Origin of the sequence: Catenulispora sp. MAP12-49, from assembly GCF_041262705.1 — a bacterium.
In the GTDB taxonomy this organism is placed as follows: Bacteria; Actinomycetota; Actinomycetes; order Streptomycetales; family Catenulisporaceae; genus Catenulispora.
On record NZ_JBGCCP010000057.1, the window covers coordinates 1 to 22,671 of the forward strand.

The following is a 22,671-nucleotide window of genomic DNA, read 5'->3' on the forward strand; positions in this document are numbered from 1 at the left end:
GACGAACACGACGCCAAGCCCTACCGCTGGACCTACGACGGCAGCCCACTCAAAGCCGCATGACCCCCGAAGGATCAATGCGGCGCTGCACTAGCGCGCCGACAGCAGACCGCGATGACGGCCGCGGACGAGGACGACACGGTGGTGGCGGTGGCGATCGACGGCGGCGGTGTGCGCTGGCTCGCGGAGTCAGGGCGGCTCTGGTCGTGGCGTCCCGGAGCCGAACCCGTGCAGACCCCGTTCGTCGCGGGGCTGCCAGGCGGTGGCAGGGTTACCGCGTGCGACTTCGGGCAGCACGGCGGCAGCTCTGTCATCGGGTTTGCGGACGGACGGATCGTCGCCGTGACCGACGACGGTGCCAGCGCGACAGTCTTGGCCGACGCACCCTGCGGAGCAACGGCCATCGCGCGGGACGTTTCGGGCGAGATCGTGGTCGCGACGTTCGGCCTGCCATACACCGCCTCAGACAACACGGCACGGCTGTGGACCGCCGGCGAACGTGGGCCGATCGCCGACCTCGTGGGGGACTCGCCCTGGACGGCGGCCGCCGTCTCCGACGACGGCCGGACGGTCTACTTGGGCGAGGAGTCCGGCGGCGTGCACGTTATCCAGGTGATGTCGCCAAGACTCAAGCGTCCAGGTCTACATCCAGATCCAAACCCAGCCCGGCGATGAGCCGGTGGCCGACCAGCGAGCTGATCTCGCCGAGATCGACCCTTGCTGCCCGGACGGTCTCGTGCCGATTGAGATAGTCCGAGAAGGTCTGGTGGTAGAAGCTGTAGGTGGACCGACCGTCGGCAGTGCCATGGCGCAGGAACTGCGTCCAGTCGGCCAGGTATCGGACCACTTCGAGTTCCGTGATCCTCACCGCAACCGCCAGCAGGGAGGCGGACACCGGCTCGCGTAGTGCCGACAGTGAGTAAATGGTCCTCAGGCTGGCCGCGGCTCCGCCGTCACGGGACAGCATCTGTCGAAGGTGGCGGTCGTAGTACCCGGTCAGGCCCACGGGCAGGGTGTCGACGTCGTCCGGCTGCATGAGACCCCGCTCGATGTCGCCGAGGACGTAGACGAGGTACATGAAGTTGAGGTCGCTCCGCTCCAGCAGCCGGTCGATGAACTGTTCCTCGTCTGCCGCGGAGGAGAACTCGACCTTCATCTCGGGCTTGGCCAAGGAGTTGCGGATGAAGGCTGCCACGTCTGCGCGGCTCTCGTCCGGACGGTTCATCAGGTCGACGATGGTCCACGCACCGTCCGGCTGCAGCGCGGCGGTGCGCAGGCGCCTGCTTACCAAGAGGTAGACGCCGCCCGGGAGGGCGGTCGGCAGGAAGAGCGGGTTGGCGCCGGACTCCGTACGATCGAGCTCGTCAAGCGCATCGACGACGATTACGAGTCTCGCACCGGGGGTCAGGCGGCCTGCAACCTCTTCAATCAGCCTGTTGACGTATACGCCGTCTCGGTCGGCGTCCGGGCCGGGAGCCGGAAGATCCGCGCCGTACCGTTCGGACAGCTGCTCGTACAGGCTTTGCAGGAACGCACCGGTGGTGGTGACGCCGCCGCCCGCGATGTTGAAGTGCGCCGGCCAGTCGTTGCGGACGACTGCCTCGGCCAGCAACGCCGTCTTCCCGACTCCCGGCTCTCCCTGGACGATGAGATGGCCGCTGGGATGCTGGTCGAGGAAAGCCTCGATCTCCGCGAAAGCCGAGTCCCGGCCGACGAATCCGATCGTCTTGTCCCGGATGTAGGCGGCCTGGGGCCGCCGCGGCGAGATTCGGCCGTGCAAGGCGCCGGCAGCCGGTGCGGTCGGCGACGTCAATGTGATGTCGCCGCCTGTGCCCACGGCGCGACGCACCGGACCGTGGGCGGTCAGCACGGCGGCGGCGAAAGCAGCCGCGTTCGCCGCTGCCCGTTGCTGCCAACCGGCACCGTCGGCGTCGGTCTTGCGTCCGTCGGCGCGGTCGCTGATGCCGCGCACGACGAGAGTCGGCAAGTCGCTGAGGTGCGCGGCGTGGACGATGCCGGCGTCCTCCATGTCGATCGCCCCGGCGTCGTTGTGGTGCAGCACCAGATGCTCGAACAGCGTCGACTCACGGCCGTCGAGCACGACCTCGCCAGCGGCGATCGGCCGGAAGTGCACACGGAATCCGGCCTGTCCACTCGTGTCCGGGTTCGCATTCGCCTCCGTACCCGCCGCATCGGTCGGGCCGATCGCACCGCTCCAGGAGAGCTCGACGGCACGGGCTAACTCCTCCAGCCGGTACGGCATCGGCCAAGTCTGCGGTCGGGCCAGGAAGTCCTTCGATGCGGTGCCGCCGTGGTAGGCGTCCACCCGGGTGGCCACGACGACATCGCCCAGTTGCAGGTCTTTGTGCAGCGCTCCCGCCACTCCGACGCAGGTCAGCAGATCAGGGCGGAACTGGGAGACGATGCGTTCGGTGATCACCCCGGCCCGAACGTTACCCCGGCCTACGCATACCAGCGCGATCTCCTGGCCGGTCCCACGGAGCACACCTACGTCATACCGAGTGCCCGACTCGAGTTCGACAGTCTCCAAGATCTTGCAATGAGGCCGCATCGCGAGATACTCGACACGCAGCGCCGTCAGCAGCACGGTTCGCGGACGGTTGAATGACTTGGCCGATACTGGCACCACGATCTCCCGCATTGAGGATGACTCGGTTCCACGACACCAAAATCTTCGCACTCTGATCGCAAGATCGTGCGGTTTCGACGAGTTTTTGTCGCCGCCGCTCAGGCGTCATCTCGATGGCAGTTCCCAGCGGAGTGCGCCCCGCCCGAGTCACTCCATATTACCGACCTTCTTGCCGCGTCGCCCCTGCACATATTCGTGAATGGCGATGAACTTGACGCCGATGTCCAGGAGCTGCTGTGTGATTTGCAGGCCCTCGCGTACCGCGGCGTGGGCGTGATGTGTGAACTGGTTCCACCAGCCCTGCAGTCCCCCATTGTGAGCCTCGTGATGCACGGGGGTATAGAAGACGAAGTCTCCGTGCGAAGTCTCGATGATATATCCGTACTGAGCTGACATCTTTCCCACGCTTCTCAATGTCGCTGCCTTCGCTGCCCGGTCGAAGCGGCCTGCCGCCATCGGCACCGACCCTGCCGCTTCGTGCACCCATCAGCGTCCAACCCGTCAACCCAGGAACTAACCACCGCGCCGCCCATCCGCCCGCATCCAGCGAACGCGAGCGAAGACGCGCCGCAGAAGACCTGCACGACGAGCGGTGTCACATGCGTGCCAGCTGTCGCGACGAGAAGTTCAGCGAACCCGCCTTGCCGTTCGCCTTCTCGTTCTTCTGTGCGACGCGGCATGCGTCGTCGTAGTCGTCCTGTAGTGGTACTTGGCCGATCAGGCCTGCAAAGCGAGCGCGAACGGCAGTACCGCTGTCGCCCCGGCCTGCCGCAGCAGCCGGGCGGCCACCGTCATGGTCCAGCCGGTGTCGACGCGGTCGTCGACCAGCAACACCGGCCCCTCGGCCGCCGCGACTGCGGCGGCCAGCTCGGCGCTGATCGCGAAAGCGTCATGGACCTGAAGGAGCCGCTGCGCGCTGTTGCCGCGCGGCGCCTGATGCTCCCCCGAATTGACGGGTTCGAGAGCGCCGAGGTAGGGCAGGCGGCCGATGGCAGCGATTCGCTGCGCGGTGTCGGTGACAAGGAACGGTCGGCTGCGGGAACCGACGGCCACGACTGCGACCGGGCGCTCGCTCCAGCCCCACGCGGCTAGGACCTTCACGATGCCGTCCAGCATCGGGGCGGGCAACGGCTGGTCGGGGACCTCGTCGGCGAGCAGATCGCGCAGGCGCAGGCCCCAACCGAGGTCCGTCAGGCGGCCGAGGGCGCGGCCCGGCTTGGCGGCCGCAGCGCCACCGATCTTGCCGGACAGCTCGATTCCGAGGGCCGCCGTACCGGTTGGCCACAGTGTGCGGGTCTGGATCACGACGCCCGGCTTGGCCAGGGCGGCACGCGCCGCCTCGGCTCCCTCGCCCGTGACGCTCGCGGTGAACTTCGCGCCGGCGCAGTTGTCGCAGCGTCCGCAGGGGCCTTCGACGGCCGGGTCGTCGAGCTGGCGGCGCAGGAAGGTCATGCGGCATTCGTCGGTGGTCTCGTACTCGATCATCGAGCGCTGCTCGGCCTCGCGTGCTGCGGCGACCCGGGCGTATCGTTCGCCGTCGTAGCGCCAAGGTTGCCCGGTCGACTCCCAGCCGCCCTTGACCCGTCGTACCGCTCCGTCGACGTCCAGGACCTTGAGCATGGTCTCCAGCCGGGAGCGCCGCAGGTCGACCCGCGGCTCCAGGGCCGCGGTCGACAGCGGCCGGCCGGCGGCGGCCAGCGCGTCCAGAGTTTGGCGGACCTGCTGCTCCGGCGGGAAGGCCAGCGAGGCGAGCGGCGACACGATCAGCGTCGGCCCGGCGCCGCGGGCGCGCAGCAGGGCCGTCGCCACAAAGTAGACCGCCGACTTCCCCCAGCCAGTCCGCTGCACCACCAGCGCCCGGCGGCGGTGGACGGCCAATGCCGGCTCATCGAACTTGGTCGTGACAGCAGGACTTCAGGTCTGCGGTTCGATCGATGAGGTCGGCTCGTCGGGAGGGAGGCCGAGTCGGCGAAGTGCTGCGCTGCGGACGTGGACTTTGACGGTGCGGTCCCAGTTGCCTTCTGCATCACGTCCGCAGGGGGCGATAACGAGGACGTCATCGACGCCGAAGGGCATCTCCTCGATGCCTCGCTCGCGCAGTCAAGCCTGCAGCGCCTCGACGGGTTTCGAATGTCCGGGGTCGAGGTCGTAGTCCAGGACGCGGACGAACTCGCCGGATGGTGTGTCCATGCCGTCCAGGATGCCGCATCACGCCTGTCTAAGGTGACTGTTGCTGTCAGGTTCTTGGGTGTCGGGGTTGGCTGTGGCGGCCGCTGGTGTGGGTGGTGAGGTGTCCCCGGGCGCGGCGGGTGGTGGCGCAGCGGGCACGCAGGCGCTGGTTGGCGGGGTTGCGGTAGCCGTAGGCGGCTCGGGCATCGGTCTTCATCGATCTGTTGATCCCTTCTGAGCCGGCGTTGCTGACGCCCGAGATGATCGCGGCCTCGATCTCGGGCCACCAGGTGTTGACCGTGGTGGCCCGGCGTTCCAGTTCCGGCAGGCCGGATGCGGCGCAGGACTCGTAGAACCGGAACAGCCGGTGCGCGATCGTCGTCCGTTCGGGGCGGTGTGCATCAGAGCCAGGATGTCCATCAGGTCTTCTTTGGCGTTCCACGCGGTCGGGATCGGCACGCCGATCTTCACCGGGAGGTTCTGGAGGTCCTCGACCATCACCGCCATCACATCAGGGGTCGAGGGACCTTCGCCCGACACTTCAGGGTGATGCGATCTCGCCACGAGCGGAAGAACCCCGGCGGACGCCGTGGCAGCGTTGGTCTATTCCAGCTGCTGGATCTGGATGGCCGGGCGGACTTTCGCGATTGCCGCGAAATCGTTGTCCGGGTGCAGCCCGGTCGGGCGGTGCTGTACGGCGATGAGGACTACCAGGATGTCGACGGCGCCTGGACCGCGGTTGTGGCCGATCTTGATGAGATCGTGCTGGGCCCCGATGACCTGCTGCCACGGGTTGTCCGGGAGGCCATAGTAGGTGGCCGAGTTTCTGATTACCACAGGCCTCGGTGTCGGTGAGCCTCGCTGTCAGAGCGTCGTCGGCCGAGTCCACAGGACAAACTCGCGACGGGTCCTGGTACTGTCGCACCGGCAAAAGTCGGCCATCGAAAACTCCCTCTCACGGCCGGCAGCCGGCGCTCACCCCAAAGCCGGGTCATTCAGTAGCCACGGGCATCGCTACATCCGACGCGGATCCCACCCTTCCTGCTTCCCGAGCTACGGGGTCCTCGGGAGAAGCGCTGGTGTTGCCTTCTGGTAGCCGCCACCTGCCGCGTCCGGCTTGTTTGGCGTGGTACAGCTCCTTGTCGGCGGCTCGCATCGCTTCGGAGAACGTCTGCGTGCTCAGTCGGTTGACGATCACCGCCCCGATCGATGCTCCGGCTCGGAGAGTCCGGTCGCGGTAACGTACTGCAGCCGATAGCTCGGTAGACAACCTCTCGAGCTGGCCTGCGACGGGTGCGCCCTCGCCCAGGCGCAGGAAAGCGGCGAACTCGTCACCGCCGAGTCGGCCGGCCAGTCCGCGGTCCCCGGCCCAGGCTCTGAGACGCTGTGCGAACGCGACCAGCAGTGCGTCGCCGGCCTCATGCCCGTACCGGTCGTTGATCTGCTTGAGGCCGTCGCCGTCGACGATGAGGAACACCAGACCCCGCGGACGGCGGATCGCGCGTTCGGCCCGGGACGTCCACAGTTGCCGGGCTGGCAGGCCCGTCAGCGGGTCGTGGCGGGCCGTGTGCAGCCGGCGGTGCTGGAACAGGTTGAGGGTTCCGAGGGCGCCGGTGCCCGCGCCGGTCAGCATGAGCGCTGAGTCGATCATCGCGGCGCCGCTTTCCGCACCGTGCACCGGCAGTCGTCCGGCGTCACGCGGTGGTCGTCCTCCCAGACGATCGTGCCGTCCGACAGCTTCCCCCACCCCTGCTCGGCGAGATGGTCGACGACGAGGGCGGCGCAGTCGGCGGCGCCGCAGGGAGATATAGGAGAGGTTCTGTGCTTGAAGTCGGTGGTTTCCGCCGGGACGGTCGCCAAAGCGAAGGTCATCATGGGGTGCTCCTGTGGTGCGGGTGGATCCCCTGTCTCCAGGTGATCTCACAAATCCACTTCTGACCAGGCTCTGGACAAGCAGTTTCGATAACGAAACGGACCGCTTCCGCGGGAATGGTGGGGGAAGAATAGGTAGTCTCGCAGGCGAGTCTTCACGCCATTTCGATGACCGCCTCGCTCTGCCGTACCGACGCCTGAAGACGGCGAAGATTTCAACGGCCCCTTGAAGGCGTGCTGTACACCAATATCGGCCGAATCAATCACCGGGGCAACAGCACGAACGGTCACACCAGGCCTGGTCGTCTCACCGAGCCTGCGCGCGATAGGCGCACGGCCAACAGCGCGAAGAACACCCGGCCAGAAGCCACCTCCCCCACCGCAGCGCGTCTGCCGGACCGCGGTGGGGGAGGTGTTCTTGCTGGTCAGATGGCCACTATCCGGCAAGTGCTGTTGCGAAGATGTGGATCTGCGTGTTGCTTGGCAGTGTCACGTAGGCGAGCTGCTTTCCCGTCGACAGCGGCACGGATGTCGCGTACAGGCTCACCTGGTGATCTGCGGGGAGCCCGCTTCCGGCCGGGCGGTTCCAGTACGGCGCGGTGGCCGCGAGTGTGCACCCGGGGACGGCAGCGTCGGAGTACCAGTCGGCGACGGTGATCGGCGCCGAGGTGGTGGTGCCGTCGGTGTAGGTGACGGTGACTGTGCCGCTTTGGGTGCCGAAGGTGCCGGTGCCGAGGAACGACAGGCTTGAACCGGATCCGCTCAGGGCGACGATCTGGCCGTTCGTGCTGACCGCGTCCGGCTGCCCGGCTGGGATGTCCGGCCAGGTGAAACCTGCGATGCTCGCTCCCGGAGCCACGCCGGCTGAGGCGAGGGCCTGTGCGGAGAAGCTGTATCCGGAGCCGTCGAGGTTGCCTGCCGCCGGGTTGCTGTCGTCGCTGACGCCGACGGTGTCGTAGGTGGCGGCGAGGTTTGCGTATGCCACGTTGACCGTGGCTGTTCCCGGCTCATGGGTTCCGGGGCCGGCGTAGGCGGTCGCTGCGGACAGCGTTGCCGAGCCGCCGTGCGCCGTGCTCGGTACGGTGACCGACCAGCTGGTCGTGACCGTCTGCCCGGGTGCGACGACCGGGAAGGTATTGGCGGTCGTGGCCTTGGCCGTCCAGCCGGCCGGAGCGGTCAGGGTGGTTTTCGCCTGTCGCACCGGCTGGGTGGCGCCGTTGGTGAACGTGGTGGACACCGACAAGGTGTCACCTGCCGAAGTCACCTTCGGTGCGGTGACGCTTGTGGAGCGCGGGCCGGTGGTGGTGGTGACCGCGAACGTGCCGCTCAGCGGCAGGCTGCGCGAGGAGTCGCCGACGCGCACGGTGTAGCTGCCGGTGCCGAGCGCCCACGCCTGTGCGGGGGTGTTCCAGTAGGAGGCGTCCTGGGCGGTCAGGTCGAAATGCACCTGCTTGGTCTGTCCGGGGGCGAGTTGAACCTTCTGGAATCCCCTCAGCTGGCTGCTCGGCTCGCCGGTGGAGGCGGGGTCGGTCAGGTACAGCTGGGCAACTTCGGCGCCAGCTCGGGTTCCGGTGTTGGTGACGTTCGCGGTGGCCCGCAGGTGGCCGTTCTCGGTGAGGGTGGGTGCCGAGAGGTGCAGGTTGCTGAAGGCGAAGGTCGTGTAGGACTGGCCGTATCCGAACGGGAACAGCGGTGTCAGGTCCTTGGTGTCGTACCAGCGGTAGCCGACGTCCAGGCCTTCGGAGTACTGAACCGTGCCGTTGGTGCCGGGCCACTGTGCGGGTGTGGAGGCCGGTACCTGCGCGAGGGAGGTCGGGAAGGTCACCGGAAGCTTGCCGGAGGGGTCGGCGTCGCCGAACAGCAGCGCCGCGATGGCCTTGCCGGCCTGCTGGCCCGGGTACCAGGCTTCGAAGACGCCTTTGACCTGGTTCAGCCATGGCATGGTGACCGCGCTGCCGGTGTTCAGCACGACGATGGTGTTCGGGTTGGCCGCGGCCACCGCGCTGATCAGTTGGTTCTGCGAGCCGGGCAGGTCGATGTTCGCCAGGTCTCCGCCTTCGGACTCGGGGTCGCTGGCGTACACGATCGCCACGTCGGAGCGGGCGGCGAGTGCCGCTGCCTGGCTGGTGGGCGTCTGGCCCGGGGCCAGCCAACCGAGGTTGACTGAGGCGTCGCCGCCGTTCTGGTAGTAGTCGACCTCGACCTGGACCGGCTGTCCCGCGGTCAGCGGCACCTGCGCGGTCTCGGTGTTGGCTGCCTGGTCGCGCCAGTTGTCGATGACCTGTTGGCCGTTGATGATCAGCCGGCTGCCGTCGTCGCTGGTCAGGCCAAAGGTGTAGGTGCCGGTCGTCGGTGGGGTGAGCGTGCCGGTCCACTTCGCGGAGTAGCTCGTGGCGCCGAGCCCGGCCACCGGGGAGGTGCCGGACCAGTTGAATGCGACCTGCGCGTCGGTCCGGGTGGCCACCGGGGTGCCGGACAGCGTCATGTTGTTGTAGTAGGCGCCTGACAGGCCGTGCCCGGTTCCGCTGGACGGGGTGAGGTACTGGCTGTCGACAGCCGGCAGCTGGCCGCCGAGTTGGCCGCCGGGGGAGTATTCGACGTCGATCCCCGAGCCGGCGCGAGCCTTGATCCCGGCGTACGGGGTGATGGTGCCGGTGCCCGCGACCGTGCCGCTGCCTCCGCCCGCGGTCAGCGTGTCGTCGCCGATCACTGCGATCGAGTGCAGCTTGCCGGCGTTCAGCGGCAGGATGCCGCCGTCGTTCTTGAGCAGCACGGTGCCGTCTTCGCTGGCCTGCTGGGCGGTGGCCAGGTGCGCGGGGGTGGAGGCGTTCGCGTCGGGGGTGTTCGGCAGCGGGTGGTCGAACAGGCCGAAGCGGAATACCTCGCGCAGGATGCGGGTGACCATGTCGTCCAGCCGGCTTTGCGGAACCTGGTTGAACTGCACGGCCTGCTTGAGCGCGGCGCCGAAGTAGGAGTCGTCCGGCATCTGCATGTCCATGCCGGCGTTGGCCGACGCCACCGTGGAGTGCGTGGCGCCCCAGTCGGAGGTGATGAACCCGGAGAAGCCGAAGTCGTCCTTGAGGATGGTGTTCAGGTACGCGTTCTCGCAGGCGTAGACGCCGTTGACGCTGCTGTAGGAGCACATCACCGACGAGGGCTGCGATTGGGCGACCGCCGCGCCGAACGCGGCGGTGTAGATCTCGTGGACCGTGCGGTCGTCGATGACGGCGTTGTCGGCGGGGGTGTTGCGGTTGGTCTCCTGGTTGTACACGGCCCAGTGCTTGACCTGTGCCATGACGCCCTGGGACTGGATGCCGTTGATGTCGCCGGCGGCGATCTGCCCGGTGAGGTACGGGTCCTCGCTGTAGGACTCGAATGCGCGGCCCCACCGTGGATCGCGCACGATGTTGATGGTCGGGCCGAGGTCGACCTCGGAGCCCTTGGTCTTGTCCTCGGCGCCGATCACGGCGCCGTAGGACGTGGCCAGCGACGGGTCGAACGACGCGGCCAGATCGGCGGCTGCCGGGAGCTGTGTGGTGTTGTCCATGCGGACGCCGACCGGTCCGTCCTGCATCTTCAGCGCGGGGATGCACAGCCTGCTGTCGCCGGGGATGTAGCCGGTGTAGACGGAGCCGCCGGCTCCGTGCACCATGGCGATCTTCTCGTCGAGGCTCATCTGGGCCAGCACCTGGGCGGCGCGGGTGTCGACCGGCGCGGTCGAGCCGATCCAGGGACAGGACGGGGTGGCGGCGTGGGCGACGGTGGTGGGGGACGGGACGGTCAGCGCCGCGCCGACGAGGACGAGCGGAGCGAAGGCGCGTAGAAACGATCTCACCGTACTCATGAGGGGCTCCTGCGGTAGGCGGCCAACGGTGGAAGTTTCTGGAATCTTTCTCGCGCCGCACCAATCATGTCAATGGATCGGTGTTTTAATCCCGATCTAGATTAAAGAAGCGAGGCGAAGTGCTGGTGGACGTGGGCTCGGCGCACATCGCAGAAGATTTTTTGTGGCGGGCCATGGATTAATACCAGATGTGCTGTCTATGCTGCGGGGGTGACTACGAGGGATGCGAACCTCAGGCGTGTCTTCGATCTTGTGCGGGAGCGTGGGACTATCACCCGCGCCGAGGTCTCGATCCAAACGCAGCTGTCGCGAAGCGCCGTGTCGAATCTGGTCGCCGAGTTGATCGACAGTGGCCGTATCGTCGAGCGCGCCGGTGCCGCCAAAGGCCCTGGATCCGGCAGCGGCCGGCCCTCGCTGGTGCTCGCGCCAGTGCTGCCAGACGGCGTCCTGCTCGCGATCGACTTCGGGCACAACCACCTTCGGGTCGCCGCCGCCGACATGGCCGGCGGCATTCGCGCCGAGCGCAGCGCGGAGCTCGACGTCGATGCGCACGCCGCGCAGGCCATGGACCGGTGCGCGAACCTGATCGCCTGGGTGCTCGCCGACGCCGGCGTCGAACGAGGCGCGGTGCTGGCCGCGGCGGCCGGCATCCCAGGCCCGCTGGACAACGGGGCTCAGCGCAAGGTGCGCTCGCCCACGATCCTGGCCGATTGGGTCGACCTGTCCCCGGCCGTGGAGCTGGAACGCCGCATCGGCCATCCGGTGGCCATAGACAACGACGCCAATCTCGGTGCCCTGGGCGAGCTGCACTACGGCGCCGGCCGCGATGCGGGCGATTTCATCTACGTCAAGGCCTCGCACGGCATCGGCGCGAGCATCGTGCTCAACGGACAGCCCTACCGCGGGGCGTCGGGCATCGCCGGCGAGATCGGGCACACCCAGATTCCGGGCGGCGCCCAATGGTGCCGGTGCGGCAACCGCGGTTGTCTGGAGACCGCCGTTTCGATCGAGATCGTGCGCGCCGAACTTCACCGGTTGCGGCCGGCACTGGTCGATCCCGCCGTCGCCGCCGAAGACCCGGTCGCCCGGCGCATCCTGACCGAGGCCGGCCGCACCATCGGCCGCGTCGTCGCAGACCTGTGCAACTGCCTCAACCCCGCCGCCGTCATCCTCGGCGGCGACCTGGGCGAGTACGGCGCGGCCGTCGTCGACGGACTGCGCGACTCGATCGACCGCTACGCCCAGCCCGCAGTCTCCGAAACGGTGACCGTGCGCCCCGCCGCGAACGGCCGGCGCGCCGAACTGCTCGGCGCGATCGCACTCGCCGCCCAGCACGCCACCTATCACCTCTGACCAGAACGCCGCGCTCGGCCTGTACCAAACCGGATTACGAGCACTGCGATGGGCGATGGTCATCCCTGTCGGCGTGTGACGCCGCTTGCTACCCGTCCCGGTTCTGTGCCTGGCCGTGGTACCCGGTCCTCTGGAGTTGCCTGCGGGTGGTGTGGAGTTTCTTGAGCACGTTGGTGACGTGGCGTTCGACGGTGCGCGGTGACAGGCCGAGCGCGTCGGCGATGTCCTGGTTCGCGGCGGAGTCGGCGAGCAGGCGGGCGACTTCGATCTCACGAGGAGACAGTTCGGTGCCGTAGCCGCGGCGGCCGCGGGGTCCAGCCGGGCCAGGCCGAGTTCGCGTTGGGTCCGTTGGCAGCGGCCTGTGTCGGCGGTGGCGCCGAGCCGTGTGAAGATCTCGATGGCACGGTTGAGCTCATCTGCTGCGAGCAGAGGGCGGTCGTGCCGGTGGGCGGTGGCGGCGTGTTCCATCGCGTGGGCGCCCTGGTAGGGGGGTCCGGCCCAAGGCCCAGGACTTCGGATTCGACGACGAACTCGCTGCCTTCGGCCTGCAGTTCGGCCACGGCCTCGGCCTGGGACTGCACGAGCGCCCGATCATCTCCCGGCTGAACAGCATGAAGGAGCCGGTGGAACTGCAAGAGGGCATGGTGTTCGCGCTGGAGACCTACTGCCCGGCCGACGACGGGTTCTCCGCCGCCCGGATCGAAGAGGAAGTCGTCGTGACCGCCGACGGTCCGCGAGTGCTCACCCTCTTCCCGGCGCAGGACCTCTTCGTCGCCAACCCCTACTGAACAGCCCCGGCTGCCAAGGAGAACCATGAGTCCCTTCGAGGACGTCGAAAGCATTTTGGGCACCATCCCCCGTGGACCGATCGCCGGCGGGCAGACGATCGACGGGGACGGCACGATCAGCGTCGTGGACCCGGCGACCGAGGAGGTCCTGGTCGACATCGCCGCCGGCACCGTGGACACGGCTCTCGTCGCGGTCGACGCCGCCGAGCAGGCGATGCCGAGTTGGGCGGCGGCCAGTCCCCGGCACCGCAGCGACGTCCTGCGCCGGGCGTACGAGTTGATGGTCGCGCGGTCCGAGGCGCTGGCCCGGCTCATCGTGCTGGAGAACGGAAAGGCGCTCGCCGACGCCCGCGGCGAGGTCGCCTACGCCGCGGAGTTCTTCCGCTGGGGTTTGGGCGAGGCGAGATGGTCGCGAGTCCGCGCGCCGGGCTGAAGGGAACAAGCCACGCCAGAACCGCCCGGTCGCTGGGACCGGGCGGTATCTCTCACTCAGCTGTCGGGCCGCTTCGTGGGCTGCCCTGGCTGATCTGGGTGTCGGCTAGGGCAGATTCCATTGCTGGTTGGATGTGCCGTAGCAGTCGAAGAGCTGCAGTTTGGTGCCGTTGTTCGTGCCCAAGCTGGTGGCGTCGAGGCACTTGCCGAAGGCTGTCAGCTGGTGGGTGGTCGGGTTGTAGGTCCATTGCTGGGCGGCTGTGCCGTTGCAGGTGGAGATGTCTACCGGGGTGTTGTTGTTGCTGGAGGCTCCGGCCACGTCCAGGCACTCGCCCAGGGAGCGGATGGTGCCGTCGCCGGGCTGGGACCAGGTCTGCGCCGCGGTGCTGTTGCAGTCGTAGAGCTGCAGTTGCGGGGAGCCGGTGGTGTCGGCTGCGGGGATGTCGACGCAGCGGCCGCTGCCGACCCCGGTGATCGTGTGGATCGGTGATACCCAGGACTGGTTCGCGGCGCCGGTGCACGGGTCGATCACGACCTGTGTGCCGTTGGTCGCGGTGGACTCCGGGTCGGTCAGGCACTTGCCGGAGTTGGGGTTGAGCAGGGCGCCGTTCGCCTGGTGTTGCCAGATTTGGGCGCCGCTGCCGTTGCAGGTGTAGATCTGCACTCGGGTGCCGTCGTTGGTGCCGGCCCCTGCCACGTCCAGGCACGTGCCGCTCGCGCGGACGGTGCCGTCGGAGTACTCGGACCACTGCTGGGCGGTGGTGCCGTTGCAGTCGTAGACCTCTACCTTGTTGGTGTCGTTGTTGTTGCCGCCGGCTAGGTCGAGGCACTTGCCGCCGGGGCCGATCAGGGGGGTGGCCACGGCCGCTTCGGCGGGCACCACGGTCCACAGGAAGCTGGTCGTGGCCAGCGCTCCGGCGGAGTCGGTGGCGGTGATGGTGACGGTGCTGGTTGCGGGGGTGGTCGGGGTGCCGGTGATCTGCCCGGTGGGGGAGATCACGGTGCCGACCGGGAGCCCGGTGGCGGTGAAGTCCGGAGTCTGTCCGCTGGTGGTGTCGGCGGCCGCGGCCTGCAGGGACACCGCGGTGCCGGTCGGGCCTTCCTGGGGGCCGGGGTTGGTGAGGGCGAGCGGCTGGCCGATCTGTGTGGGGGTGACGCTCAGCGTTCCCTTCAGCGGGAGGTTCGCGTCCGATGCGGCGTCGCCCACGGAGATGCCGTAGTCGCCGGTGCTGGTGGTCAGGGTGGCGTCGGTGGTGTCGTAGTGCTGCAGGTTGCGCTGGGTCAGCTCGAAGGTGACGGTCTTGCTCTGCCCGGCCTGAAGGTCGACGCGGTCGAAGCCCTGCAGTTGCCTGACCGGCTCGCCGGCGGAGGACGGCTGGGTGAGGTAGAGCTGGGCGACGTCGGCGCCGGCGCGTGCGCCGGTGTTGGTGACGGTGGCGGTGACGGTGGCCGCGCCGCCCTGCGGCAGCGTGCCGACGTGCAGGTTGCTGAAGGAGAAGCTGGTGTAGGACTGGCCGTAGCCGAACGGGAAGAGCGGCGTGATGTTCTTGGCGTCATACCAGCGGTAGCCCACGTCGACGCCCTCGGAGTACTGCACGGTGCTGTTGGTGCCGGGCCACTGCGCTGTGGTGCTCGCCGGCACGTCGCTGAGCGACTTGGGGAAGGTCACGGGCAGGTGGCCGGAGGGGTTGGTGTCGCCGAACAGCAGGGAGGCGATGGCGTTGCCGTCCTCCTGGCCGGGGTACCAGGCCTCGAAGACACCGGCGACCTGGTTGATCCACGGCATGGTCACCGCGGAGCCGGTGTTGAGGACGACGATGGTGTGCGGGTTGGCGGCGGCGACGGCGGAGATGAGCTGGTTCTCCCGCCAGGGCAGGTCGATGGAGGGCAGGTCGCTGCCCTCTGCTTCGAAGGTGCTGGCGAACACGACCGGGACATCGGAGTTGCGGGCGGCCGTGACGGCGTCATTGATCGGGCCTGTGCCGGGCGGTTCCCAGCCCAGGGAGAGGTTGGATCCACCGCCGTTCTGGTAGTAGTCGACTTCGACGGGGACCGGCTGCCCGGCAGTGAGTGTGACGGTTCCGTACGCGGTGGTGGAGGCGTGGTCGCTCCAGTTGTCCACGATCGTCTGGCCGTTGACGAGCAGCCGGCTGCCGTCGTCGCTGTTGAGCGAGAACGTGTAGGTGCCGGTAGTGGGTGCGGTGAGGGTGCCGGTCCACTTGGCCGACCAGCTGGTGCCGGCGATACCGGGTCCGGGGGAGTTGCCGCCCCAGTCGAAGTCCACGGCCGGGTCGGTACGGGTGAGGGCCGGGGCCCCGGACAGGTCCGTGGTCGGGTAGAAGGTGGTGGTGAGGCCGTTGCCGCTGCCGGCTGATGGGGTGAGGGCGCTGGACGGGACGGTCGGCAGCGCGGCGGTGACGCTGCCCGGCACGTACTGGGTTTTGATGCCCGCGCCAGCGCGGGCGGCGATGCCCTGGTAGGGCGTCACCAAGGTGTCCGCGTGGACCTCGGCGCTACCGCCGCCGCCGCTTTGGGCGTGGCTGCCGGCGTCGTCGCCGATCACCGCGATCGAGCTGGTGGACGCTGCCAGCGGGAGCGTGTTGCCGCTGTTCTTGAGCAGCACCGTGCCCTCGGCGGCGAGCTGGGTGGCGGCGCTCTGGTCGGTGGCGTTGGTGGCCGGTTGCGCGGGCGATCCGGTTGGTGCCTGGTCGAATTGGCCGAAGGCGAACATCTGGGTCAGGATCAGCGAGACGGCGTTGTCGATCGTGGACTTGCTCACCGAGCCGTTGCCGTACGCCGTCTTCAGGGCGTCATTGTAATGGCTGGTGGGCGGCATGTCCTGATCCAGGCCCGCGTTCGCCGCGTTCTGGACGTACGGCTGATACAGGTTGTTGTTGTCGTCGACCAGGCCCCCGTCCCAGTCGGAGGTGATGAAGCCGGTGAAGCCGAACTGCTTGCGCAGCACGGAATCCAGAAGCTGCGTGTTCTGGCAGGCAGGGGTGTTGTTGATCCAGTTGTAGGAGCACATCACCGAGGAGGGTGCGCCCTGCTGCACCGCGGTCTGGAAGGCGGGCAGGTAGATCTCCTGCAGCGCCTGGTCGCTGATGATCGCGTTGTCGGGGGATTTGTTGCGGTAGGTTTCCTGGTTGTAGGCGGCCAGGTGCTTGAGCTGGGCCATCACTCCGGTGGACTGCACGCCGCGGATGTTGGCCGCGCCCATCTGCCCGTTGAGGTAGGGGTCCTCGCCGACGGTTTCGAAGGCGCGGCCCCAGCGCGGGTCCCGCACGATGTTGATGGTCGGCCCGAGCTCGACCGTCGCACCCTTGGCGGCCTGCTCGGCGCCGATGACCTGGCCGTAGGTCTGCTCGGCGCCGGTGTCCCAGGTGGCGGCGATATCCACCGGTGCCGGAAGCTGGGTCGCGCCCGTCATCCCCCAGTCGTCGCCCACGCCGGCGGGGCCGTCGTTCAGGTTCATCGCGGGTATGCACAGCGAGCCGATCGCCGGTGTGGAACCGGGGTATCTTGTTCCGCCGGTCCCGGCCATCACCGCGATCTCCTGATCGATCGTCATCCGCGACAGCAGCTGGCTGACGCGCTGCGGGATCGGCGCACTGGAGTGCACCCATGGACACGCGGCGCTGATGCCGCTCGCCGAGGCGGTGCCGGCGCTCGCGGTCTCGGCGCCGGTACTGAGCACACCGGCGCCACCGGCAGCCAGGGCGAGGACAGCGAGGGCCGCGGCGCGTCTCTTTGCTTGCGTTCGAGACTTGTGCATTGGACTTCCCAGGGATTGGGTGGATTCGGGTTGAACCGGGACGGACTGCCCGTTTGGGGCTCGGTGGTGGTCCTGGATCCGCGAAAGCCGCAGGGCGCGCGGCGATGCCGGGGCCACCATCAGGCAGATGAGAACTCGCAGGCGCTGATCCGAGGCGGCTCAGCGCCTGCGTCGGCTACGGCAGGTTCCACCGCTGGTTGTCGTTGTGCCAGCAGTCGAAGATCTGGGTGCGGGTGGTGCTTGCGCCCCCGCCGGTGTCGTCTAGGCACCGGCCGGACTGGGGGTTGTACAGGGAGCCGTCGCCTTGCGGTACCCAGGTCTGGGCGCCGGTGCCGTTGCAGGTGTAGAGCTGGACCGGGGTGCCGTTCGCGGTGGCGCCGCCCTGGACGTCCAGGCACTTGCCCAGGGCGTGGACGGTGTTGTCGGAGGGCTCGACGGTCCAGGTCTGCGCGGTGGTGCCGTTGCAGGTGTAGACCTGCACCGGCGTGGTGTCGGCGGGGTTGGCGCCCTGGACGTCCAGGCACAGGCCCTGGTGGCCGGTGATGGTGCCGAACCGGGTCGCGCCGCCGGGCCAGGTGAAGGTGGCCATGGCGCCGGCGGGCAGCGTGTAGCCGAAGGAGGAGCCCTTGTAGGAGACCTGGAAGGTCTGCGCGCTGGAGCCGGTGTTGTCGGCGATCAGGGCGATGGAGTGGTCGGGGTTCTCGAACGCCACGTTGTTGACCGAGCCGACGACGTTGGAGTCGATGCGCAGTGCGCCGGGCTTGACGAACTTGGAGAAGTGCCCGAGGACGTAGTACTCGGCGTTGTAGGTCACGTTGGCGCCGTCGGTGGTCACCGGGGCGGTGCACCCGCAGCCGTTGTCGATCGTCGGGCCGCCGTCGGTCTTCGGGCCGCCGTTGGCGTCGAGCGCGATGTTCCAGAAGGAGACTGTGCGCGACCAGTTGCGCAGGGCGTCGATCGCGGTGTCGCTGCCCTGGCCGGTGATCTCACCGGGCCAGTCCGTGCCACTGGTCCACGAGTGTTCGGTTTCCAGTACGTCCGTGCCCGGATACGCGTCGTGGACGGCCGTTTGGGCGTTCGGGTCGTGGGTGTCGTAGCCGTGCCAGGCCACGCCGGCGGTGTTCGCGCCGGTGGCGGCCAGGACCTGCTTGGGATAGCTCTGGTCGGGGTAGACGCCGGTGATGTCGTCCCAGTTGTCGTCCCAGGCCAGGAGCTTCGTGTTCTGGCCGGCGGCGGCCAGGTCGGGGGCGAGGTCGTTGATGACGGTGCTCTGCTGCTGCGGGGTCATCAGCATGCCCGGGTAGGTCAACGGGGGCCACGCCGGTTCGTTGGCGACGCTCAGGTAGCTGATCGGGATGCCCTGGGCTTGGTAGGCCTGCGCGAACTTCGTCAGGTACTGGGCGTAGACGGCTTCGTCTCCCGGTTGCAGAGCCGCGTCCTTGGTGCCGAGCATGCTGGCGTTGGTCTTCATCCAGGCCGGTGCGCTCCAAGGGGTGCCCATGAACGTCAGCTGGGGGTTCAGCGAGCGCGCCTGCTGCAGCAGCGGGATGATGTAGGCCTGGTCCTTGGCGATGGAGAACTGGGACAGGGCCGGGTCGCTCGAGCCCGGGCCCACATCGTCCAGGCTGTAGAACGAGCGGGAGAAGTCCGAGGTCCCGACGGGCTGGCGCAGGAAGCTCAACGAGATCCCGTCGGGGCCCGAACCGAACAGGTTGTCCATGATGGCGTCGCGGGACGGGGAGTTCCAGATGTTGTACGCGGACGCGTCGGTGAGCGAGCCGCCGAACCCGACGATCGACTGGTAGGTGGCGTCCGGGTTGACCGTGATGACGTCGCCGGAACCACCGACTCCGAAGGCGATCGGGCTCTGCGGGGTCAGCTTGTCCGCCTGGTCGGCGGTGGTGAGCCAGACGTTCACGCCCGTGTCCGCGAACGACGTCGTGGCCTGCGTCAACGCGACGCCCGCACTGGAGAGCACCAACACAGCGGCCATCGCCGTGCTCTGGAGCCGACCACGAGGTCTGCGCCGGAGACGGGTCGATCTGCTTTCCATAGTGCGGCCTTTCCATGGGGACCCAGGGGTGGGTGTGCGGGAGGTGAGGTTCGGGGCGCTGTCGACGAGCCGCGACCCGAGGGCGGGATAGCTGCCGGTGGCCGGTTTGTTGTTGGCCTCAACAAGAGATTTGGTAACCGGGATGAAACACCTGGGAAGCAGTGCTGTCAATACCCCGAATAGATGGCCTGGCATAAATTCCGCGCAGCGGAAAGCGCCGTTGCTTGTGAAGATCCGCCGAGCGGGCGATAGTCACAGAAAACTGCGAAAATCTATTCCGCGACGCGATGACCAGCCACTGAAGAACGCCTTCACGTCGGCCAGTCGCGCCTGGCACTGGAGGTAAGAAACCCGACGCGCAATACGCTGATGGACGCCGCGGCGTGCGGCGCCCCGGCACCGAACAGCAATAGCGCGGGCCGCTGACAATTCAGTGCGGCGAGATAATCGACGCAAGCCAGAGCAGTCAGCCGAGCGGACGTCGGCGACAACACGTCGCCGTCGGCGCGCCCGACCAAGCCGCGCGGTCCGCCCAGGCTTGGACTCGCTGGGCGAGCACAGCCAGGCGAGCGTCGCCCGCAGCATGCCTGAGCCGATCGTCGACCTGCTTGAACCCGTCGCCGGCGGTGATCCGATCCGCAGCTTGCCCAGACCCGGCGATGACCGCCGGTTTTGACGCGAGGAGCTGCGGCGGGCTCTGGAGGGAGCCCGCCGCAGCGGACGATCAGGGAATGCGCCAGGCTTGGGCGGCAGTTCCGTTGCAGTCGTAGATCTGCAGTTGTTTGGGGTTGAGGACCGCTCCTGGGTCGTCCAGGCAGCGTCCGGATTGCGGGTTCTTCAGTGCCCCGTTGGGCTGGGGTACCCAGCGCTGTGCACCGGAGGGGTTGCAGGCGTACAGCTGTACCAGGGTGTAGTTGTCGGTTGCGCCATTACTGACGTCGACGCACTTGCCGAGGATGTGCAGGGTGACGGTTCCGTCTGTCGCATCCGGAATCACCTGAACGTTCTGGGCTCCGGTGCCGTTGCAGGCGTATATGTAGATGGGGTTGTTGTCCTGGGTGGACGCCCACTTGTCGTCCAGGCACAGGTTGGCGGCGACGCCGGCGATGGTTTCGCCGCTGGGGTTGGTGCCGTTGACGGTGAATGTGCCGGTCAGGGGCAGGTTGCGGGAGGAGTCGCCGACGGAGACGGTGTAGGTTCCGCTGGGGGCGATCCAGCCGTTGGTGGCGGTGGACCAGCTGCTGTAGTCCTGTTGCGACAGGGTGAAGCTGACCGTTGTCGAGTCACCGGGGTTCAAGGTGACACGGGAGAAGCCCTTGAGCCGTTTGGGCGGCTCGCCGGCGCTGGCCGGTGAGGTCAGGTACAGCTGTGCCACTTCGGAGCCTGCGACCGGGCCGGTGTTGGTGACGGTGGCGGTCGCGGTGATCGTGCCGGAGGAGTCCGGGCCGGTGACGTTCAGGTTGGAGAACCCGAAGCTGGTGTAGGTCAGGCCGTAACCGAAGGGAAACAGCGGGGTCTTATTCTGGGCGTCGTACCAGCGGTAGCCGACTTGTGAGCCTTCGGCGTACTGCACCTGATCGCTGGTGCCGGGCCACTGTGCCGCAGTGGAGTCCGGGATGTCGGTCAGGCTGGCGGGGAAGGTCACCGGCAGTTTGCCGGAGGGGTTGACGTCGCCGAACAGGAGGGCGGCGATAGCGTTGCCGCCCTCCTGTCCCGGATACCAGGCCTCGAAGACCCCGGCGACCTGGTTGATCCACGGCATCGTGACGGCGGAGCCGTTGTTCAGGACCACGATGGTGTGCGGGTTCACGGCGGCGATCTGCTGGATGAGGTTGTTGTCGTTGGCGGACAGGTCGATGGAGGCCAGGTCGCCTCCGGAGCCGCCGACGGCGTCGTACTCCGCCTCGTAGGTGCCGGCGAAGACGACTGCGACGTCGGCGCTCTGCGCGGCGTTCTTGGCCTGGGTCAGTGCATCAGGGGTGCCCGGCGGCTGCCAGCCCAGAGTGACGTTGGAGCCGCCGCCGCCCTGGAAGTAGTCGACCTCGATGGACACCGGCTGCCCCGCGGTCAGCGAGATGGTGCCGGTCCTGGTGGTGGAGGCCTGGTCCTGCCACATGTCGATCACCTGCTGGCCGTTGACGTACAGGCGGCTGCCGTCGTCGCTGGTCAGGGAAAAGGTGTAGGTGCCGGTGGTCGGCGGGGTCAGGGTGCCGGTCCACTTCGCCGACCAGTTGCTGTTGCCCAGGCCCGGAACAGGGGGTTCGCCGTTCCAGTTGAAGTCGACGGTGTCGTCGGTGCGGGTGGCCAGCGGCGTGCCGGACAGGTCGGTGCCGTTGAAGTACTGACCGGTGACGCTACCCAGGGCACTGGCCGGGATGTCCGGCAGGGCTCCGTTGTTCCGGGGACCCGACGCGTAGCTGACGCCGATCCCGGAGCGGGCGGCCCGGTTCGCGATGCCCTGGTACGGGGTCACCACATACGGCGGGATGACCTCGGCGGACCCGCCACCGCGGGAAAGGGTCTGGGGACCCGCGTCATCGCCGATCACCGCGATCGAGTGCGTCGTGGATCCCAGCGGCAGTACGTTGGAGTTCTTCAGCAGGACGGTGCCTTCTTCGGCGACTTGCAGCGCGGTGGCGGTGTGGGCCGAGCTGGTGACGGTGGCGTCTGGGGATCCGGTCGGGGGCCGGTCGAACAGGCCGAAGGCGAACATCTCGCGCAGGATGCGGTGCGCCATGTCGTCCAGCCTGGACTTGGGCACCTGCCCGGAGTTCACTGCGTCGGTCAGGTTCGAGCCGAAGAAGCCGGCGCCGGGCATCTCCATGTCCAGGCCGTAGTTCGCAGCCTGGGCGGTGGAGTGGGTGGCCCGCCAGTCCGAGGTGATGAACCCGGGGAAGCCGAACTGGCCTTTGAGGACCGTGTTCTGCAGGTAGTTGTTCTGGCAGGCCCAGTCGGATTCGTTGCCAGGTGTGGTGGTGGTGACCTGGTTGTAGGAGCACATCACCGAAGCAGCCCCGGCGTTGACCGCGGCTTGGAACGCCCCGAGGTAGGTCTCCTGCATGGTGCGGGTGTCAACGACCGCGTCGTCCAGCGGCGAGGAAGTATTTTCGCGGTTGGTCTCCTGGTTGTACGCGGCCAGGTGCTTGACCTGGGCCATCACGCCCTGGTTCTGGACGCCGGTGATCTCGGCGGCGCCGATCTTCCCGGCCAGATACGGATCCTCACCGAAGGACTCGAAGGCCCGGCCCCAGCGCGGGTCGCGCACGATGTTGACCGTCGGGCCCAGCGAAACGTTCCCGCCCTTGCCGGCCACCTCCTGTCCGACGACCGTGCCGTATTGCTGCTCGGCGGCGGTGTCGAAACTCGCGGCGCCGGCCACCGGCGCGGGCAGCTGGGTGACACCGAACGAGGAGTGCCCGATCCCGGCCGGACCGTCCATCAGGTTCAGCGCCGGGATACACAAAGCGGGGTTCGCGGCGATGTTCCCGGTATATGCCCCGCCGGTGCCGGTCACCAGGTTGACCTCGTCGGTCACGCTCATAGCGGCGATGACCTGATCAGCCTTCTGGTCCGGTGAGGCGGTCGAGCCGACCCACGGGCAGCTTGCGGCGTGCGCGGTGGTCGGTGCCGCGATCATCGCTGAGGCGGCAAGCCCAGGCGGGGCTACGAGGAGGCAGGCAACAATCAGGGGTCTGATTCTACTCTTCATGGCGGTCTCGTGTCCTTTCTGTTCGA

14 protein-coding genes and 2 pseudogenes are annotated in these 22,671 nt (G+C 68.0%); 4 read left to right on the forward strand and 12 right to left on the reverse strand.

The window, feature by feature from the left end:
• The first annotated feature begins 114 nt into the window (after positions 1-114).
• The gene (locus ABIA35_RS46635; protein ID WP_370362293.1) at positions 115-675 is read left to right on the forward strand and encodes a hypothetical protein; all 561 of its coding nucleotides are present in this window, start codon (positions 115-117) and stop codon (positions 673-675) included.
• Here ABIA35_RS46635 and ABIA35_RS46640 read toward each other — a convergent pair.
• From ABIA35_RS46640 to ABIA35_RS46675, 8 genes and pseudogenes are all read right to left on the reverse strand, one after another.
• Positions 629-2,662: an AAA family ATPase gene (locus ABIA35_RS46640; RefSeq protein WP_370362294.1), complete on the reverse strand. Its 2,034-nt coding sequence runs from the start codon at positions 2,660-2,662 to the stop codon at positions 629-631. The two genes, ABIA35_RS46635 and ABIA35_RS46640, sit on opposite strands and share 47 nt — an antisense overlap.
• A gap of 135 nt (positions 2,663-2,797) precedes the next feature.
• Positions 2,798-3,133 carry a hypothetical protein gene (locus ABIA35_RS46645; RefSeq protein WP_370362295.1) on the reverse strand — a complete coding sequence of 112 codons (336 nt, stop codon included), beginning with the start codon at positions 3,131-3,133 and terminating at the stop codon, positions 2,798-2,800.
• A 234-nt stretch (positions 3,134-3,367) separates the two neighbouring features.
• Positions 3,368-4,399, reverse strand: a pseudogene (locus ABIA35_RS46650) (recombinase RecQ); the annotation flags it as partial.
• A gap of 487 nt (positions 4,400-4,886) precedes the next feature.
• Positions 4,887-5,261, reverse strand: a complete 375-nt coding sequence (locus tag ABIA35_RS46655) for a transposase (protein WP_370362296.1) — start codon at positions 5,259-5,261, stop codon at positions 4,887-4,889.
• A gap of 161 nt (positions 5,262-5,422) precedes the next feature.
• Positions 5,423-5,656: a hypothetical protein gene (locus tag ABIA35_RS46660; protein ID WP_370343274.1), complete on the reverse strand. Its 234-nt coding sequence runs from the start codon at positions 5,654-5,656 to the stop codon at positions 5,423-5,425.
• A gap of 154 nt (positions 5,657-5,810) precedes the next feature.
• Positions 5,811-6,452 (reverse strand): GGDEF domain-containing protein, encoded by a 642-nt coding sequence (locus tag ABIA35_RS46665; RefSeq protein WP_370362297.1) that lies wholly within the window; start codon positions 6,450-6,452, stop codon positions 5,811-5,813.
• 14 nt (positions 6,453-6,466) lie between these two features.
• Positions 6,467-6,694 (reverse strand): DUF5999 family protein, encoded by a 228-nt coding sequence (locus ABIA35_RS46670; RefSeq protein WP_370343276.1) that lies wholly within the window; start codon positions 6,692-6,694, stop codon positions 6,467-6,469.
• A 433-nt stretch (positions 6,695-7,127) separates the two neighbouring features.
• Positions 7,128-10,535, reverse strand: coding sequence for a glycoside hydrolase family 3 C-terminal domain-containing protein (locus tag ABIA35_RS46675; RefSeq protein WP_370362298.1), 3,408 nt, complete (start codon positions 10,533-10,535; stop codon positions 7,128-7,130).
• Between the two features lie 318 nt (positions 10,536-10,853).
• Between ABIA35_RS46675 and ABIA35_RS46680 the strand changes: the two genes are divergently transcribed.
• Positions 10,854-11,888 carry an ROK family protein gene (locus ABIA35_RS46680; protein ID WP_370362299.1) on the forward strand — a complete coding sequence of 345 codons (1,035 nt, stop codon included), beginning with the start codon at positions 10,854-10,856 and terminating at the stop codon, positions 11,886-11,888.
• An 88-nt stretch (positions 11,889-11,976) separates the two neighbouring features.
• On the opposite strand, the gene ABIA35_RS46685 is transcribed toward ABIA35_RS46680, so the two are convergent.
• Positions 11,977-12,243, reverse strand: a complete 267-nt coding sequence (locus ABIA35_RS46685) for a helix-turn-helix transcriptional regulator (protein WP_370343426.1) — start codon at positions 12,241-12,243, stop codon at positions 11,977-11,979.
• A gap of 142 nt (positions 12,244-12,385) precedes the next feature.
• Between ABIA35_RS46685 and ABIA35_RS46690 the strand changes: the two are divergent.
• Together ABIA35_RS46690 and ABIA35_RS46695 are read left to right on the forward strand one after the other, a co-directional pair.
• Positions 12,386-12,676: pseudogene (locus ABIA35_RS46690) on the forward strand (M24 family metallopeptidase); the annotation flags it as partial.
• A gap of 25 nt (positions 12,677-12,701) precedes the next feature.
• Positions 12,702-13,109 (forward strand): aldehyde dehydrogenase family protein, encoded by a 408-nt coding sequence (locus ABIA35_RS46695; protein WP_370343280.1) that lies wholly within the window; start codon positions 12,702-12,704, stop codon positions 13,107-13,109.
• Between the two features lie 105 nt (positions 13,110-13,214).
• On the opposite strand, the gene ABIA35_RS46700 is transcribed toward ABIA35_RS46695, so the two are convergent.
• From ABIA35_RS46700 to ABIA35_RS46710, 3 genes are all read right to left on the reverse strand, one after another.
• Positions 13,215-16,805 carry a glycoside hydrolase family 3 C-terminal domain-containing protein gene (locus ABIA35_RS46700; RefSeq protein WP_370343281.1) on the reverse strand — a complete coding sequence of 1,197 codons (3,591 nt, stop codon included), beginning with the start codon at positions 16,803-16,805 and terminating at the stop codon, positions 13,215-13,217.
• Between the two features lie 253 nt (positions 16,806-17,058).
• Positions 17,059-18,876 carry a ricin-type beta-trefoil lectin domain protein gene (locus ABIA35_RS46705; protein ID WP_370362300.1) on the reverse strand — a complete coding sequence of 606 codons (1,818 nt, stop codon included), beginning with the start codon at positions 18,874-18,876 and terminating at the stop codon, positions 17,059-17,061.
• A gap of 784 nt (positions 18,877-19,660) precedes the next feature.
• Entirely contained in the window at positions 19,661-22,477 is a 2,817-nt protein-coding gene (locus ABIA35_RS46710; RefSeq protein WP_370362301.1) for a glycoside hydrolase family 3 C-terminal domain-containing protein, read from the reverse strand.
• Between the last annotated feature and the right edge of the window lie 194 nt (positions 22,478-22,671).

What these genes read in the sequence shown, in the direction of transcription:
- ABIA35_RS46675 (WP_370362298.1), bottom strand. Translation starts at nt 10,535, where the DNA reads ATGAGTACGGTGAGATCGTTTCTACGCGCCTTCGCTCCGCTCGTCCTC.
- ABIA35_RS46670 (WP_370343276.1), bottom strand. Translation starts at nt 6,694, where the DNA reads ATGATGACCTTCGCTTTGGCGACCGTCCCGGCGGAAACCACCGACTTC.
- ABIA35_RS46710 (WP_370362301.1), bottom strand. Translation starts at nt 22,477, where the DNA reads ATGAGCGTGACCGACGAGGTCAACCTGGTGACCGGCACCGGCGGGGCA.
- ABIA35_RS46695 (WP_370343280.1), top strand. Translation starts at nt 12,702, where the DNA reads ATGAGTCCCTTCGAGGACGTCGAAAGCATTTTGGGCACCATCCCCCGT.
- ABIA35_RS46640 (WP_370362294.1), bottom strand. Translation starts at nt 2,662, where the DNA reads ATGCGGGAGATCGTGGTGCCAGTATCGGCCAAGTCATTCAACCGTCCG.
- ABIA35_RS46635 (WP_370362293.1), top strand. Translation starts at nt 115, where the DNA reads ATGACGGCCGCGGACGAGGACGACACGGTGGTGGCGGTGGCGATCGAC.
- ABIA35_RS46705 (WP_370362300.1), bottom strand. Translation starts at nt 18,876, where the DNA reads ATGGCCGCTGTGTTGGTGCTCTCCAGTGCGGGCGTCGCGTTGACGCAG.
- ABIA35_RS46665 (WP_370362297.1), bottom strand. Translation starts at nt 6,452, where the DNA reads ATGCTGACCGGCGCGGGCACCGGCGCCCTCGGAACCCTCAACCTGTTC.